Source organism: Mycobacterium europaeum (genome assembly GCF_034555895.2).
GTDB classification, from domain to species: domain Bacteria; phylum Actinomycetota; class Actinomycetes; order Mycobacteriales; family Mycobacteriaceae; genus Mycobacterium; species Mycobacterium europaeum.
Window position 1 is genome coordinate 228,621 of sequence record NZ_CP157315.1, and the last position, 15,027, is coordinate 243,647.

The 15,027-nt window shown below is 67.5% G+C and carries 16 protein-coding genes; 12 read left to right on the top strand and 4 right to left on the bottom strand.

Annotation, left to right across the window (positions count from 1 at the left end; all coding sequences use genetic code 11):
* Window positions 1-108 precede the first annotated feature (108 nt).
* Window positions 109-810 carry a TetR/AcrR family transcriptional regulator gene (locus U8D42_RS01225; protein ID WP_085242362.1) on the top strand — a complete coding sequence of 234 codons (702 nt, stop codon included), beginning with the start codon at window positions 109-111 and terminating at the stop codon, window positions 808-810.
* Here the strand turns inward: U8D42_RS01225 and U8D42_RS01230 are convergent.
* Window positions 726-1,151: a hypothetical protein gene (locus U8D42_RS01230; protein ID WP_431523816.1), complete on the bottom strand. Its 426-nt coding sequence runs from the start codon at window positions 1,149-1,151 to the stop codon at window positions 726-728. The two genes, U8D42_RS01225 and U8D42_RS01230, sit on opposite strands and share 85 nt — an antisense overlap.
* Window positions 1,148-1,894: an enoyl-CoA hydratase/isomerase family protein gene (locus U8D42_RS01235; RefSeq protein WP_085242361.1), complete on the bottom strand. Its 747-nt coding sequence runs from the start codon at window positions 1,892-1,894 to the stop codon at window positions 1,148-1,150. The genes U8D42_RS01230 and U8D42_RS01235 overlap by 4 nt, the downstream gene beginning before the upstream one ends.
* A 114-nt stretch (window positions 1,895-2,008) precedes the next feature.
* Here U8D42_RS01235 and U8D42_RS01240 point away from each other — a divergent pair, with 114 nt between their 5' ends.
* From U8D42_RS01240 to U8D42_RS01260, 5 genes are all read left to right on the top strand, one after another.
* The gene (locus U8D42_RS01240; protein ID WP_322860947.1) at window positions 2,009-2,431 is read left to right on the top strand and encodes a lipoprotein LpqH; all 423 of its coding nucleotides are present in this window, start codon (window positions 2,009-2,011) and stop codon (window positions 2,429-2,431) included.
* A gap of 84 nt (window positions 2,432-2,515) precedes the next feature.
* Window positions 2,516-3,706 carry an amidohydrolase family protein gene (locus tag U8D42_RS01245; RefSeq protein WP_322860946.1) on the top strand — a complete coding sequence of 397 codons (1,191 nt, stop codon included), beginning with the start codon at window positions 2,516-2,518 and terminating at the stop codon, window positions 3,704-3,706.
* Window positions 3,707-3,741: 35 nt separating this feature from the next.
* A complete protein-coding gene (locus U8D42_RS01250) occupies window positions 3,742-5,145 on the top strand; it encodes a FadD3 family acyl-CoA ligase (protein WP_322861018.1) in 1,404 nt (467 codons plus the stop codon).
* Window positions 5,142-5,768 carry a fatty-acid--CoA ligase gene (locus tag U8D42_RS01255; RefSeq protein WP_322860945.1) on the top strand — a complete coding sequence of 209 codons (627 nt, stop codon included), beginning with the start codon at window positions 5,142-5,144 and terminating at the stop codon, window positions 5,766-5,768. Before U8D42_RS01250 ends, U8D42_RS01255 begins: the two co-directional genes overlap by 4 nt.
* A gap of 13 nt (window positions 5,769-5,781) precedes the next feature.
* Window positions 5,782-5,967 (top strand): (2Fe-2S)-binding protein, encoded by a 186-nt coding sequence (locus U8D42_RS01260; RefSeq protein ID WP_085242357.1) that lies wholly within the window; start codon window positions 5,782-5,784, stop codon window positions 5,965-5,967.
* A 10-nt stretch (window positions 5,968-5,977) separates the two neighbouring features.
* On the opposite strand, the gene U8D42_RS01265 is transcribed toward U8D42_RS01260, so the two are convergent.
* On the bottom strand, window positions 5,978-7,663 hold the full coding sequence (locus U8D42_RS01265) for an alpha-keto acid decarboxylase family protein (RefSeq protein WP_322860944.1): 1,686 nt from the start codon (window positions 7,661-7,663) through the stop codon (window positions 5,978-5,980).
* Window positions 7,664-7,726: 63 nt separating this feature from the next.
* Between U8D42_RS01265 and U8D42_RS01270 the strand changes: the two genes are divergently transcribed.
* The 4 genes from U8D42_RS01270 to U8D42_RS01285 are packed head-to-tail and all read left to right on the top strand — an operon-like array spanning window position 7,727 to window position 10,268.
* The gene (locus tag U8D42_RS01270) at window positions 7,727-8,170 is read left to right on the top strand and encodes an SRPBCC family protein (RefSeq protein ID WP_067927510.1); all 444 of its coding nucleotides are present in this window, start codon (window positions 7,727-7,729) and stop codon (window positions 8,168-8,170) included.
* Between the two features lie 4 nt (window positions 8,171-8,174).
* Window positions 8,175-9,254 (top strand): CaiB/BaiF CoA transferase family protein, encoded by a 1,080-nt coding sequence (locus U8D42_RS01275; protein ID WP_322860943.1) that lies wholly within the window; start codon window positions 8,175-8,177, stop codon window positions 9,252-9,254.
* 57 nt (window positions 9,255-9,311) lie between these two features.
* Complete coding sequence (locus U8D42_RS01280) at window positions 9,312-9,767, top strand: SRPBCC family protein (protein ID WP_085242354.1); 456 nt, start codon at window positions 9,312-9,314, stop codon at window positions 9,765-9,767.
* A gap of 51 nt (window positions 9,768-9,818) precedes the next feature.
* Complete coding sequence (locus U8D42_RS01285; RefSeq protein ID WP_208859293.1) at window positions 9,819-10,268, top strand: SRPBCC family protein; 450 nt, start codon at window positions 9,819-9,821, stop codon at window positions 10,266-10,268.
* 9 nt (window positions 10,269-10,277) lie between these two features.
* On the opposite strand, the gene U8D42_RS01290 is transcribed toward U8D42_RS01285, so the two are convergent.
* A complete protein-coding gene (locus U8D42_RS01290) occupies window positions 10,278-11,456 on the bottom strand; it encodes a pyridoxal phosphate-dependent aminotransferase (RefSeq protein WP_322860942.1) in 1,179 nt (392 codons plus the stop codon).
* Between the two features lie 186 nt (window positions 11,457-11,642).
* Here U8D42_RS01290 and U8D42_RS01295 point away from each other — a divergent pair, with 186 nt between their 5' ends.
* Both U8D42_RS01295 and U8D42_RS01300 read left to right on the top strand, forming a co-directional pair.
* Window positions 11,643-12,854: an acetyl-CoA C-acetyltransferase gene (locus U8D42_RS01295; RefSeq protein WP_085242351.1), complete on the top strand. Its 1,212-nt coding sequence runs from the start codon at window positions 11,643-11,645 to the stop codon at window positions 12,852-12,854.
* Window positions 12,855-12,858: 4 nt separating this feature from the next.
* Window positions 12,859-15,003: a 3-hydroxyacyl-CoA dehydrogenase NAD-binding domain-containing protein gene (locus tag U8D42_RS01300; protein WP_322860941.1), complete on the top strand. Its 2,145-nt coding sequence runs from the start codon at window positions 12,859-12,861 to the stop codon at window positions 15,001-15,003.
* The last annotated feature ends 24 nt before the right edge of the window (window positions 15,004-15,027 follow it).

A 15,027-nucleotide genomic window follows, 5' to 3' on the forward strand; every position in this document is an offset into this window, starting at 1 on the left:
GCTGAGCACCTGCTTAGCACGGCGGTAATGTCGTGGTCAAGGTCGCAACGCCTTGCCGCGATACGATTTCCGTGGTCGGCACGCGAGCGGCAGGGACGGAGTAGCGGGATGACATCGGTCCGCAGGATCGGGGCGCCGGACGCGAAGAATCGCGGTCTGCTGCTCGACGCGGCCGAGCAGCTGATGCTCGACGAGGGCTATGCCGCAGTCACGTCGCGCCGCCTCGCGAACAAGGCGGGGTTGAAGCCCCAACTGGTGCACTATTACTTCCGCACCATGGAGGAGCTGTTCCTCGAGGTGTTCCGCCGCCGCGGTGAGGAAGCGCTCGCGGTGCATGCGCAGTTGATGAAGTCGCCGCAGCCGCTGTGGGCGCTGTGGCGATTCGGCACCGATCCCGCGTTCACGCGGATTTCGATGGAATTCATGGCGCTGGCCAACCACCGCAAGGAGTTGCGGGCCGAAATCGCTTACTACGCCGAACGTTTGCGCGAAGAGGAAAGACAAGCGGTGACGGCCGCCTTGCAGCGGTACGGAGTGGCCAGAGAAGAGATGCCGCCGGTGGTGGTTACCGTGCTCATGTCCAGCTTGTCGAGATTCCTGGTCCTCGAGCGGGCGATCGGCATGTCCAGCGGCCACGCCGAAACCGTGCAATTAGTCGAACATCACTTGCGGCGCCTGGAAGGCGAGCCGCAGCCGATCGATGGTGTGCCGCAGACCTGGGTTGTTCACCAGTTGCGCAGCGAACAGAGCACGCCCTTGGGGCCGTCCTTGGATACGACCACGGCGCCGTCGACCGCCAGATCGCAGTGAAGCCCCGGCGTGCCGGGCTCCGTACCCGTGCTCGCCACGACCATCGCGTAATCGTCGGGGTTCGACATGTCCAGGTCGAAGCTCCACGGCGTGCCGGGGCCGACGTCGACATCGACGTGCGGCGTGAACGAGTAAGGGTTGTGGCTGTAATCGGAGAATTTCTCCGGCTGGTGGTCCAGGTAGTAGATGTCGGTGTAGATCGGATTCTTCGCCGTCACGGTGTATTTGACGTGATGCATGACCGGGTCGTCGGCCCGGGCATGGCCGGCGCTCACGAATGACGCCGTCGCACCCACCAGCAGCACCGACAACGTCGCCGCGCCCGCCAGTCTGGCCCTCATTTCGCTCCTCCGGAGGCCCGTCGCGCACTCATGGTGCGGTTCATCACCCGTTCCGCGGCTCGCCAGTGCGCGTCGGCAACCCACAGCCGCGCAAAGGATGCTATCGCTTCGTCCGCCGAAGCTCCGTTGATTACGCGCTTGATCTCGGTCGCCGGGTGGCGAGCCAGCGACCTCGCGATGGATTGCCAGCCCTGGTCGAACGAGGCGCGTGGCAACACCCGGTCCACCAAGCCGATGCGCTCGGCCTCGTCCGCGGTGAGGGCGGTTCCGGTGCCGGCCAGCAACAGCGCACGGCTCTTTCCGACCAGCTCGGCCAACCGCTCGGCGCCGCCCCAGGCCGGCATGATCTCCAGCTCGACCTGATTGAACGCGATCTTGACGTCGTCGGCCGCCACCCGGATGTCGGCCGCGACGGCGACCTCGGCGCCGCCACCGAAGGCGTGACCGTTGAGCGCGGCGATCACCGGAGCGGGGAAGCCGGCGAGCTGATCGCAGATCGCCCGCATCCGTTTGGCCATCGCCGCGGCATCCTCTTCGGTGCGCAGCGCACGCAGCTCCTTGAGGTCGCCGCCGGACACGAAAGCCCGATCACCCGCGCCCTTGATCACCAGGGTCTTGGCACCCGCCGCCGCATCGAGTGCCTTTTCCAGCTGCTGCATGGTGTCCAGGGCGATGGCGTTGCGCGCGTGAGGCCGATCGATGGTCAGCACCGCCAGCCCGTCGTCGATCTCGAGGTCCACCATGCGTCATCGCTCCTTGGACGAGAACAGACGATATCGGCATTTGTCTGAAGTGCAGAGAATAACATCGTCGTTGCAGGCCGAAGCGCTATCCGTCAGCGAAGACAGGGGCACCCCTTGCGGGATCGAATCGGGGCCGCGGTCATGGCGGCGCTCGCCGTCACCATGACCGGGGCATGCAGTCCGCGGCCGCCGTCCCGGCTGTCCAGCACCGCGTCGGTAACCGTCAACGGAAGCGAGACGAAGTTCAACGTCGTCAAGTGCGGCCAACTGCAATGGACCCGGACGATCGACATCGGCGGTGATTTCGCCGGAGCCAGAATCGTCGTCGACGAGCAAGGGGACGCCGTCAGCGCCGAGTCGGTGCACATCCGGAACGTGAACGGCTTCACCGGCATGTATTCGCGGGGCGGTGAGGGCGACGCGGACACGAGGTTGAGCGGCGACCGGTTCACCATCACCGGCTCCGCGCACGGTTACAAAGCCGACAAGCCCAACCAACCCGACACCGCCACCTTCAAAATCGTCGCCACCTGCTGACCGGTTCCCCCGGACTGCCGGGGCCCCGTTGCGGTGCGGCGCCACGAGAGAATAGTATTCTCATAATTTGCGAAGGAGGATTTCATGGGCCAGTTGTCGCATCGGGAGGACGTCCCGTTTCCGATCTTTGACGCGGACAATCACCTTTACGAGCCGCCGGAGGCGCTCACCAAGTTCCTGCCCAAGCAGTACAAGGACTTCGTCCAGTACGTGCAGATCAATGGGCGTACCAAGATCGCGATCCGGGGCCACATCAGCAACTACATTCCCAACCCGACCTTCGAGGTCGTCGCCCGGCCGGGTGCTTGGGAGGAGTACTTCAAGTACGGCAACCCGGAGGGCAAGAGCAAGCGGGAGCTGTTCGGCGAGCCGATGCGCGCGATCCCGGCGTTCTTCGAGCCCGGGCCGCGCCTGGAGAAGATGAACGAGCTGGGTCTGGACCGCACGCTGATGTTCCCGACGCTGGCCAGCCTGCTCGAGGAGCGGCTGCGCGACGACCCGGTCGCCATCCACGTCCTGATCCATGCGCTGAATGAATGGCTCGACGAGGTCTGGGGCTTCAACTACCAGAACCGCATCTTCACCACCCCGGTCATCACGCTACCGATCGTCGAGAAGGCGATCGAGGAACTGGAATGGGCGGTCAAGCGTGGTGCGCGCTGCATCCTGATCCGCCCGGCGCCGGTCCCCGGCTTTCGCGGCCCGCGGTCGTTCGCGCTGCCGGAGTTCGACCCGTTCTGGGAGCGGGTCGTCGAGTACGACCTGCTGGTCGGCATGCACTCGTCCGACAGCGGCTACTCCCGGTACACCTCCGAGTGGGACGGCGCCGAGCAGGAGATGCTGCCGTTCCAAACCAATGCGATGGGGATCCTCAACGAGTGGCGGCCGATCCAGGACGCGGTGGGTTCGTGGGTGATCCACGGCGCGCTCTACCGCCACCCGAAGCTGAAGGTCGCGATCGTCGAGGCCGGTTCGAAGTGGATGACCCCGTTGCTGGACGGCCTGGCCGAGGTCTTCCGGAAGGCGCCGGAGGCCTTCCCGAGTGACCCCGTCGAGATGGTCAAGAGCCGCATCCACGTCAGCCCGTTCTTCGAGGACGGCATCGACGATCTGGTCAACCTGGTCGGTGTGGATCGGGTGCTGTACGGCTCGGACTGGCCGCACCCGGAAGGCTTGGCCGAGCCGACCTTCTACGTCAACGCGCTGTCGCACCTGTCGGTCGACGATCAGGCGAAGATCATGGGCGGCAACCTGGGCCGACTCGTCACGGTGTGACGTCGGCCAATAACGAGTGGCAGACCATCCCCGAGATGGTCTTGAGCGCGGCGGACCGCTTCGGCGACGCGGAAGCGGTCGTGGACGGTCCGCTGCGCCTCACCTTCACCGAAGTGGTCGAGCGGATCCGCTGCGCCGCAGGCGCATTCGCCGGCATCGGCGTGGACAAGGGTGACCGGATCGCGATCTGGGCGCCCAACTCGGCGGAGTGGATCATCGCGGCGTTCGGGGTGCTCACCGCGGGCGGCGTGCTGGTTCCGGTCAATACGCGGTTCAAGACCGACGAAGCGGCCGACATCATCGTCCGCAGCAAGGCGAAGGCGGTCTTGGCCCAGAAGGGTTTCCTGGGACAGGACTACACCGCCCCCGCCGGTGTGCCGGTCATCGATGTGAAGTCGGACTTCCTGTCCGGCGGCTCACCGTTCGAGTGCGCGGTGAGCGGCACCGACATCGCCGACGTCATCTTCACCTCGGGCACTACCGGTCGCCCCAAGGGCGCGATGATGAACCATCGCCAGACGCTGCGGATGTACGAGGAGTGGGCGACGCTCGCGGATCTGCGCGAGGGGGACCGCTACCTGCAGATCAACCCGTACTTTCATACCTTCGGGTTGAAGGCGGGGCTCGTCACGTCGTTCCTTCGCGGCGCGACGATGCTGCCGGTCGCGGTGTTCGACGTCGAGATGGTGGTGAATCTCATTGCACGCGAACGCGTCACGATGCTCCCCGGGCCGCCGACGCTGTATCACTCGCTGCTGACGGTCGCCGACAAAGCCAAGCTTGCGACGTTGCGGGCGGGCGTGACCGGCGCCGCCGACATCCCCGTCGAACTGGTCCGCCGCATCCACGGCGAACTGCCCTTCCAGACGCTGATGACCGGATACGGGCTGACCGAGGCGGGCAACGTCACCCTGTCTCGGCCCGGCGATTCGTTCGAGGACGTGGCGACCACCGCGGGCCTGCCCTGCGAGGGGGTCGAGGTGCGCATCGCCGGGGACGGCGAGGTGCTGGTCCGCGGGTACGGCGTCATGCAGGGGTACCTCGACGATCCGGAGGGCACCGCCGCGGCGATCGATGCCGACGGTTGGCTGCACACCGGCGATCTGGGCCGGCTCGATGCCGCGGGCCGGTTGTGCATCGACGGACGCAAGAAGGACATGTTCATCGTCGGCGGGTTCAACGCCTACCCGGCGGAGATCGAGGGCTACCTGCTCGAGCATCCGGCGGTGGCACAGGCCGCCGTCATCGGTGTCCCCGATGACCGCCTCGGCCAGGTGGGCAAGGCCTTCGTGGTGGCGAAAACACCGGTGGCCGAGGATGACCTGCTGATATGGTGCCGGGAGCGGATGGCTGGTTTCAAGGCGCCGAGATCCATCCAGTTTCTCGACGCGCTGCCGCTCAATGCCACCGGGAAAGTGATGAAGGATCAACTCCGTTGAGTGACGGCGACATTCATTCGATGGTGATCGCGTCGGACTACCGCGTTCCGGATCCCGGCCGGGTATGGCCGCTGCTCGAACGCAGGAAGGCGGCCCTGGCCGACATCGGCGCCCACCACGTTCTGGTCTACACCTCGACGCACGACTACGGCCGCGTGCTGGTGATGATCGGCGTCCACAGCCGCGAGCCGATCGTGGAGCTGCTGCGGTCGCGGGTCTTCTTCGACTGGTTCGACGCGGCCGGCGTGGACGACATACCCGCCGTCTTCGCCGGCGAGATCGTCGACCGATTCGTCCCGGCACCCACCGCGACCCCGGAGGCGCCGGGCGTGGTCGTCGCCACCATCGCCTCGGTCCACGACGTGTCGGCCCTGACCGCCGAAGTCGCCTCGGCCACCGACAGATTCGTCGCGGCCGGCATCCGCAAGACCTGGATCTTCCAGGCGTTCGACGATGAGCACGAGGTGCTGATCATGTCGGAGTTGCCCGACGAGGAGAGCGCGCGGCGATGGATCGAGCATCCCGACGCCGCGGCCGAATGGATGTCCGGCGCGGGGGTGGGGCCCTACCCGCCGGTCTTCGTCGGCCGATTCACCAACATGATGCGCATCGAGGCGGACTGAGCGGCCACCGGGAATGTTCGTGTGCCTGTGCAACGGCGTCACCAGCCAAACGGTGACCGAGGCGGTCGAGGCCGGGGCGTGCACCACCAAGGACGTCGCACAGGCCTGCGGGGCGGGTGCCGACTGCGGCCGCTGCCGGCGAACCGTCCAGGCGATACTGCGGTCGTCGGGCCCGAACGGCGCACCCACACGATCCTGACGCGGTGGCCCTAGCGGCGAACGCTGCCGTCCGGCGACATCGGCTGGACGAGTTCGACCAGCAGCGGGGGGATTTCGAGCCGCGGCAAGACCACCTCGACGAGCACCATGCGGTCGGAGTGCTGCGCGGCGGCGGTCAAGGCGTCATCGAGTTCCCCGTAGGTCCGCACCCGGAAGGCCAGGTGGTCGGCGACCCCGAGCGCGCCGGGGATCTCCGTCCACCTCCAATTCACGATGTCGTTGTAGGGCGCCGTCTCGCCGTGGATCGCCCGCTCGACGGTGTAGCCGTCGTTGTTCACCACCACGATGACCGGGGACAGCCCTTCCCGCGAGAAGTTGCCCAGCTCTTGCACCGTCAGTTGCGCGGCGCCGTCACCGATCAGCAACACGGTCCGGCGGTCCGGGTGCGCCACCCCCGCCCCCAGCGCCGCGGGCAGCGTGTAACCGATTGAGCCCCAAAGTGGTTGGCCGATGAAGGTGACGCCCTGCGGCAGCCGGTGGTCGGCCATGCCGTAGAAGGAGGTGCCCTGGTCGGCGAGCACGACGTTGCCCGGGGTGAGGGCTGTGCACAGGCGGTCCCACAGCATTTCCTGCGTCAGCGGTTGATCGCGCGGCGGGGGAGGCGGCAGGGCTTCGGCGGGCGGCGAGGCCACCGCCGGCGACGTGACCGGACGCCGGGTCAGGATGGTGGCCAGCGCCTCCAGCGCGGCGCCCATCTCCAGCGGCGCGAAGACCTCGCCGGCCACGCTGCTTTGGTACTGCCCGACGTCGATGGTCCGCGCCGGGTCGATCCGCTGGCTGAAGAAGCCGCTCACCATGTCGGTGAACACCACGCCGGCGGTCACCAGGACCGGCGCCTGTTCGATGGCGGCGCGCACCGCCGGGGCGCTGGCCGAGCCCGCGTAGATGCCCAGGTAGTGGGGCGAGCTTTCGTCGAGCAGGCTCTTCCCCCACATCAGCGTCGCGTAGGGCACCACGTCGGCCGTCAGCAGCGCCTCGAGCTCCTTGACCACCTGCAGCCGGTGCACCAGCAAGTCGGCCAGCACGGTCAGCTGGTGGTCGCCGATGAGCGCCGAGGCGGCCTCGACGAACAGCGACAGCGCGCGCGGGCTGGTGCCGCCGGTGTAGCGGGGTAGTGGGTCACCGGGCGGTTCGGTGGGGAAGCGGGCGACGTCGGTGGACAGCAGGATGTAGCCGGGCCGCTTCTGTTCGCGCACCTCGGACAGCACCCGGTCGATCTCGCGGCGGGCGGTCGCGGGCATGAGGTTGGCCTGCGCGCAGGTGATCTCGCGGCTGATCCGGAAGAAGTGCTCGAAGTCCCCGTCGCCGAGCGAGTGGTGCAGCGCGCGCCGCGTGCCCTGCGCGTCTTTGGAGGGCCCGCCGACGATGTGCACGACGGGCACCTGTTCGGCGTAGCTGCCCGCGATGGCGTTGGCCGCCGACAGCTCGCCGACGCCGAAAGTGGTTACCACGGCCGACATTCCGCGCAGCCGGCCGTAGCCGTCGGCGGCGTAGCCGGCGTTGAGCTCGTTGGAGCTGCCCACCCACCGGATGCTGGGGTGAGCGACGATGTGGTCCAGGAATTCCAGGTTGTAGTCACCCGGGACGCCGAAGATCTCGGTCACACCGAGTTCGGCGAGGCGGTCCAACAGGTAGTCACCGACGGTGTAGACGGGCTGGCTGGCGGCGTCAGTCACAAGCACGACGGTACCCGGACCAATCCGTACCGGCCGCCACGCCGCTTCAGTATCGTGCGGGCCATGGCACTCAAAGAATCCCGCGACATCGTCATCGAAGCCGGCCCGGAGGAGATTCTGGACGTCATCGCCGATTTCGAGGCGATGCCCGAATGGTCCGAGCCCCATCAAAGTGCGGAAGTCCTCTCGAGGGGGGCCGACGGGCGGCCCGAACAGGTGAAGATGAAGGTGAAGGTCGCCGGGATCACCGATGAACAGGTGGTGGCCTACACCTGGGCGGCGGACTCGGTCAGCTGGAAGCTGGTCAGCTCCTCGCAGCAGAAGGCGCAGGACGGGAAGTACACCCTGATACCGCAGGGCGAGGCGACGCTGGTCAAGTTCGAGCTGCTCGCGGACCCCAACGTGCCACTGCCCGGGTTCGTCCTGAAACGCGCCGTGAAGGGCACGATCGATTCGGCGACCAAGGCACTGCGCGAGCGGGTGCTCAAGGTCAAGAAGGGCAACTGATCGCGTGGGCGACGGCGGGCCGCTGGCCGGGGTGAGGGTGATCGAGCTCGGCGGGATCGGACCGGGGCCGCACGCGGGGATGATGCTCGCCGACCTGGGCGCCGACGTGGTGCGGGTGCGCCGGCCGGGCGGCTTGGTGATGCCGCCTGAGGATCGCGATCTGCTGCATCGCGGGAAGCGGATCGTCGACCTGGACGTCAAGGCGCAGCCGCGGGCGCTGCTGGATCTGGCCGCCAAAGCCGACGTGCTGCTGGACTGTTTCCGGCCCGGCACCTGCGAACGGCTCGGTATCGGTCCCGACGAGTGCGCGGCGGTCAATCCGCGGCTGATCTTCGCGCGGATCACCGGTTGGGGGCAGGACGGGCCGCTGGCCCAGACGGCGGGCCACGACATCAATTACCTGTCCCGCACCGGCGCGCTGTCCGCGCTGGGCTACGCCGACCGGCCCCCGATGCCGCCGCTGAACCTGGTCGCCGACTTCGGTGGCGGGTCGATGCTGGTGCTGCTCGGCATCGCCGTCGCGCTGTACGAACGGGAACGTTCGGGCGGAGGTCAGGTCATCGACGCGGCGATGGTGGACGGCGTCAGCCTGCTCGCCCAGATGATGTGGACCATGAAGTCCACCGGGGCGCTGCGCGACCGGCGGGAGTCGTTCCTGCTCGACGGGGGCGCCCCGTTCTACCGCTGCTATGAAACCGCCGACGGCAAGTATGTGGCCGTCGGCGCCATCGAGCCGCAATTCTTCGCGGCGTTGGTGGCCGGGCTGGGCCTGTCCCCCGACGAGGTGCCCGCCCAGCTCGACACCGGGTCCTACCGGCGGATGCACGACGTCTTCGCGCAACGGTTCGCCGGCCGGACCCGCGACGAATGGATGGCCGTTTTCGCCGGCACCGATGCGTGTGTCACCCCGGTGCTGACGTGGAACGAAGCGGCCGCCGACGAGCACTTGAGGGCGCGGGCCACGATCGTCACCGCGCACGGCGTCGACCAGGCGGCACCGGGCCCGCGCTTCTCGCGCACCCCGGCCGCACCGGTCGGGCGGCCACCGGCCGCCACCACGCCTCTTGCCGAAATCGATTGGTAGCCAGCGTTTTACGCCGAACCGATCCGCGGGTGGGCCGGCGTTGCTAGGTTGAACTCAGTGGCCGTAAAAGCATCACGGGAGTTTGTCGTCGACGCGCCGCCAGATGTGGTGATGGAGGCGCTGACAGATGTCGGCGTCCTGTCGTCGTGGTCACCACTGCACAAACACATCGAGGTGATCGACCGCTATCCCGACGGTCGGCCGCACCATGTCGCCACCACCATCAAGATTCTGGGGTTGGTCGACAAAGAGATCCTGGAATATCACTGGGGCCCCGATTGGGTCGTCTACGACGCCAAAGGGACTTCCCAGCAGCACGGTCAGCACGTCGAGTACAACCTCAAGCCCGAGGGCCTCGACAAGACGCGGGTGCGCTTCGATGTCACGGTCGAACCCGGCCGGCCCATGCCCGCGTTCATCGTCCGGCGGGCCAGCGAAAGCGTTCTCGACTCGTCGGTCAAGGGACTGTGCGAATTGGTCAAGCGCTTCCAAGGCTCATCCGATGCCGAATAGTCCGCCTTTTTCTCCTTCGTCAGCGCCTGGGCGATTGCTAACTTATTAGCAGTGGCCGTTCAAGCGTCGTCGGAAATCGTCATCGACGCGCCTCCGGAAGTGATCATGGAGGCGCTGGCCGACATGGACGCCGTGCCGTCGTGGTCGTCGGTGCACAAGCGGGTCGAGGTCGTCGACAAGCACCCCGACGGCCGGCCGTACCACGTCAAGGTCACCATCTCGGTGACGGGCATCCACGACACCGAACTGCTCGAATACCACTGGGGGCCGGACTGGATGGTGTGGGACGCGCAGAAGACCGCCCAGCAACGCGGCCAGCACGGCGAGTACACCCTCACCCGGGAGGGCTACGACAAGACCAGGGTGCGGTTCGCCATCACGGTCGAACCGTTTGCCCCGCTGCCCGAGTTCTGGGTCAACCGGGCCCGCAAGAAGATCCTGCACGCCGCGCTCGAGGGACTGCGCAACCGCGTGATGGAGAACTTCGGCCCGCTCGGGTGAGCCTTCCGGTCACCGCAGGACTCCCAGCCGCCTGATCGCCTCGTCGAGGGTGTTCTCGCGCTTGCAGAAGGTGAAGCGCACCAAGTGGTTCCACACCTCGGCCTGCGTGGAGGCGTGCGGGGCGCCCGGGTCGCAAAAGGGTGACAGCGGAATGGCCGCCACGCCCGCCTTTTCCGGTAGGGCGGCGCAGAACGCGGTGCTGTCGTCGTAGCCGAGTGGGCGCGGGTCGGCGCACAAGAAATACGTGCCGGCGCTGTCATGCACCTCGAAGCCGATCTCGGAGAGCCCGGCGGCCAGCCGGTCGCGGCGGTCTCGCAACGAGCGGCGCAGCCCGGCCACCCACGCGTCCTCGGTGTCGAGCGCGAGAGCCACCGCCGGCTGGAACGGGGCGCCGCCGACATAGCTCAGATACTGCTTTGCCGCCCGCACACCGGCGATGAGTTCCGCTGGGCCGCAAGCCCATCCGATCTTCCATCCGGTGCAGTTGAACATCTTGGCCGCGCTGGAGATGGTGACCGTCCGTTCGGCCATGCCGTCGAAGCCGGCCAGCGGCAGGTGCCGGTGGTCGTCGAAGACGAGGTGCTCGTACACCTCGTCGGTGATCACCAAGAGGTCGGCGGCGACCGCGACCTCGGCGATGGCGGTCAGCTCGGCTTCGCTGAGCACCGTGCCGGTCGGGTTGTGCGGCGAGTTGACGATCAGCGCGCGGGTGCGTGGCGTCACGGCCCGGCGCAGGGCGTCGGCGTCCAGGGCGAAGCCGCGGCCATGCGGGACCAGGGGGACGGCCACCCTATGCGCGCCCGCCATCGCCACCACCGGCGAGTAGGAGTCGTAGAACGGCTCGATGAGCAGCACCTCCGAGCCGGGTTCGACCAGGCCCAGCACCGCGGACGCGATGGCCTCGGTCGCCCCGACCGTCACCAGCACCTCGGTGTCGGGGTCGTAGGTGATGCCGAAGTGCCGCTGCCGCTGGGCGGCGATGGCGTGCCGCAGCTGCGCGACGCCGATGCCCGGCGGGTATTGGTTGTTCCCCTCGGCGATGGCATCTTGGGCGGCCTTCAACATGGCAGCGGGCCCGTCCTCGTCGGGGAACCCCTGACCGAGGTTGACCGCACCGACCCGCGCGGCCAGCGCCGACATCTCGGCGAACACCGTGGTCGCGTAGGGACGCAGTCGCGACACCGTCATGCTGGTCGAGCTTAGGGGCCGCGCAGGCTCGACGGCGTGGCCGGGCGCCCCCGCTGCGCTCCGAGGTTGAGGCTGACCAGCGGCGATCGGCCCAACCAACAGGTTGGCCGGGCACTTTGTTAGGGTGCGGTATCTGGACCTACCTTTAATACGGATCCGATACCCACTCGCGAAGAGGAACTCGACATGTCCGAAGAAGCCTTCATTTACGAGGCCATCCGCACGCCCCGAGGCAAGCAACGCAATGGCTCGCTGAACGAGGTGAAGCCGCTCAACCTGGTCGTCGGGCTGGTCGACGAGCTGCGCAGGCGCAACCCCGACCTGGACGTGAACCTGATCAGCGACATGATCCTGGGGTGCGTCTCGCCGGTCGGTGACCAGGGCGGCGACATCGCCCGCACCGCGGTGCTGGCCGCCGGCCTGCCCGAGACCACGGGCGGCGTGCAGCTCAACCGGTTCTGCGCCTCCGGCCTGGAGGCCGTCAACACCGCCGCCCAGAAGGTCCGCTCCGGCTGGGACGACCTGGTGCTCGCGGGCGGTGTGGAGTCGATGAGCCGCGTCCCGATGGGCTCCGACGGCGGCGCCTGGGCGCTGGACCCCGAGACCAACTACCAGATCGGCTTCGTGCCGCAGGGCATCGGCGCCGACCTGATCGCGACCATCGAGGGCTTCTCCCGCGAGGACGTCGACGCCTACGCGCTGCGCAGCCAGCAGAAGGCCGCCGAAGCCTGGTCGGGCGGCTACTTCGCCAAGTCGGTGGTGCCGGTGCGCGACCAGAACGGTCTGGTCATCCTGGACCACGATGAGCACATGCGGCCCGACACCACCATGGAGGGGCTGGCCAAGCTGAAGACCGCGTTCGACGGCATCGGCGAGATGGGCGGCTTCGACGACGTGGCGCTGCAGAAGTATCACTTTGTGGAGAAGATCAACCACGTGCACACCGGCGGTAACAGCTCGGGCATCGTGGACGGGGCCGCGCTGGTGCTGGTCGGGTCCGAGAGTGCCGGCACGTCGCAGGGCCTGACCCCGCGCGCCCGCATCGTGGCGACGGCGACCAGTGGCGCGGACCCGGTCATCATGCTGACCGGCCCGACCCCGGCCACCCGCAAGGTGCTCGACCGTGCGGGGCTGACCGTCGACGACATCGACCTGTTCGAGCTGAACGAGGCGTTCGCGTCGGTGGTGCTGAAGTTCCAGAAGGATCTCAACATTCCCGACGAGAAGCTGAACGTCAACGGTGGCGCCATCGCGATGGGCCACCCGCTGGGCGCCACCGGCGCCATGATCACCGGCACCATGGTCGACGAGCTCGAGCGCCGCAACGCGCGTCGCGCGCTGATCACGCTGTGCATCGGCGGCGGCATGGGTGTCGCCACCATCATCGAGAGGGTTTAAGACCATGGCTGAGAACACCATTGCGTGGGACAAGGATGCCGACGGCATCGTCACGCTTACGCTCGACGACCCCACCGGGTCGGCGAACGTGATGAACGAGCACTACAAGGAATCGATGCACAAGGCCGTCGAACGCCTTGTGGCGGAGAAGGATTCGGTCACCGGCGTGGTGATCACCAGTGCGAAGAAGACATTCTTCGCCGGCGGAGACCTCAAGAGCATGATCACCGCCGGACCGGAGAACGCCGGGGAAGTCTTCACCGAGGTCGAGGAGATCAAGCGCGACCTGCGCGCCCTGGAGACCCTGGGCAAGCCGGTGGTCGCGGCCATCAACGGCGCCGCGCTCGGCGGTGGCCTGGAGATCGCGCTGGCCTGTCACCACCGCATCGCCGCCGACGTCAAGGGCCTCGTCGTGGGGCTCCCCGAGGTGACGCTGGGCCTGCTGCCCGGCGGTGGCGGGGTGACCCGCACCGTGCGGATGTTCGGCATCCAGAACGCGTTCATGAACATCCTGTCGCAGGGCACCCGATTCAAGCCGGACAAGGCCAAGGAGATGGGGCTGGTCGACGAGCTGGTCGGCTCCGTCGAGGAACTGGTGCCCGCCGCCAAGGCGTGGATCAAGGCCAACCCCGACTCGCACGTCCAGCCGTGGGACGCCAAGGGCTACAAGATGCCCGGCGGCACCCCGTCCAGCCCGGCGCTGGCCGGCATCCTGCCGTCGTTCCCCGCGCTGCTGCGCAAGCAGCTCAAGGGCGCACCGATGCCGGCACCGCGGGCCATCCTGGATGCGGCCGTCGAGGGTGCGCAGGTGGACTTCGACACCGCCAGCCGCATCGAGAGCCGCTACTTCACGCAGCTGGTCACCGGCCAGGTCGCCAAGAACATGATCCAGGCGTTCTTCTTCGACCTGCAGCACATCAACGGCGGCGGTTCGCGTCCCGACGGCATCGAGCCGGTCAAGATCAACAAGATCGGTGTGCTGGGCGCGGGCATGATGGGCGCGGGTATCGCCTACGTGTCGGCCAAGGCCGGCTTCGACGTGGTGCTCAAGGACGTCAGCATCGAGGCCGCCGAGAAGGGCAAGGGCTACTCGGAAAAGCTTGAGGCCAAGGCGCTTCAGCGGGGCAAGACCACCGAGGAGAAGAGCAAGGCGCTGCTGGACCGCATCACGCCGACGGCCGACCCCGCCGACTTCAAGGGCGTCGACTTCGTGATCGAGGCGGTGTTCGAGAACCAGGAACTCAAGCACAAGGTGTTCCAGGAGATCGAGGACGTCGTCGAGCCGAACGCGCTGCTGGGGTCCAACACCTCGACGCTGCCGATCACCGGTCTGGCGACCGGGGTGAAGCGCCAGGAGGACTTCATCGGGATCCACTTCTTCTCACCGGTGGACAAGATGCCGCTGGTCGAAATCATCAAGGGCGAGAAGACCTCTGACGAGGCGCTGGCCCGGGTGTTCGACTACACGCTGGCCATCGGCAAGACCCCGATCGTGGTCAACGACAGCCGCGGCTTCTTCACCAGCCGCGTCATCGGCACCTTCGTCAACGAGGCGCTGGCGATGCTGGGTGAGGGCGTCGAACCCGCCAGCATCGAGCACGCCGGTTCGCAGGCGGGCTACCCGGCCCCGCCGCTGCAGCTGTCCGACGAGCTCAACCTCGAGCTGATGCACAAGATCGCGGCCGCGACCCGCAAGGGCGTCGAGGACGCGGGCGGCACCTACGAGCCGCACCCGGCCGAGGCGGTCGTGGAGAAGATGATCGAGATCGGCCGCCCGTCGCGGTTGAAGGGCGCCGGCTTCTACGAGTATGCCGACGGCAAACGGACCCGGCTGTGGCCGGGCCTGCGGGAGACGTTCAACTCCGGTAGCGCGGATATTCCGTTGCAGGACATGATCGATCGCATGCTGTTCGCCGAGGCGCTCGAGACGCAGAAGTGCCTCGACGAGGGCGTGTTGACGTCGACGGCCGACGCCAACATCGGCTCGATCATGGGCATCGGCTTCCCGCCGTACACCGGTGGTAGCGCGCAGTTCATCGTGGGCTACTCCGGCCCGGGCGGTACGGGCAAGGAAGCCTTCGTGGCGCGGGCGCGTGAGCTGGCCGCCAAGTACGGCGACCGCTTCCTGCCGCCGGATTCGCTGACGTAGGGCAGGCGCGGCGAGCAGACGCAG

Coding starts and splice junctions, on each gene's coding strand:
- U8D42_RS01295 (WP_085242351.1), top strand. CDS start 11,643: ATGTCCGAAGAAGCCTTCATTTACGAGGCCATCCGCACGCCCCGAGGC.
- U8D42_RS01230 (WP_431523816.1), bottom strand. CDS start 1,151: ATGAGGGCCAGACTGGCGGGCGCGGCGACGTTGTCGGTGCTGCTGGTG.
- U8D42_RS01260 (WP_085242357.1), top strand. CDS start 5,782: ATGTTCGTGTGCCTGTGCAACGGCGTCACCAGCCAAACGGTGACCGAG.
- U8D42_RS01245 (WP_322860946.1), top strand. CDS start 2,516: ATGGGCCAGTTGTCGCATCGGGAGGACGTCCCGTTTCCGATCTTTGAC.
- U8D42_RS01250 (WP_322861018.1), top strand. CDS start 3,742: ATGGTCTTGAGCGCGGCGGACCGCTTCGGCGACGCGGAAGCGGTCGTG.
- U8D42_RS01300 (WP_322860941.1), top strand. CDS start 12,859: ATGGCTGAGAACACCATTGCGTGGGACAAGGATGCCGACGGCATCGTC.
- U8D42_RS01290 (WP_322860942.1), bottom strand. CDS start 11,456: ATGACGGTGTCGCGACTGCGTCCCTACGCGACCACGGTGTTCGCCGAG.
- U8D42_RS01270 (WP_067927510.1), top strand. CDS start 7,727: ATGGCACTCAAAGAATCCCGCGACATCGTCATCGAAGCCGGCCCGGAG.
- U8D42_RS01225 (WP_085242362.1), top strand. CDS start 109: ATGACATCGGTCCGCAGGATCGGGGCGCCGGACGCGAAGAATCGCGGT.
- U8D42_RS01235 (WP_085242361.1), bottom strand. CDS start 1,894: ATGGTGGACCTCGAGATCGACGACGGGCTGGCGGTGCTGACCATCGAT.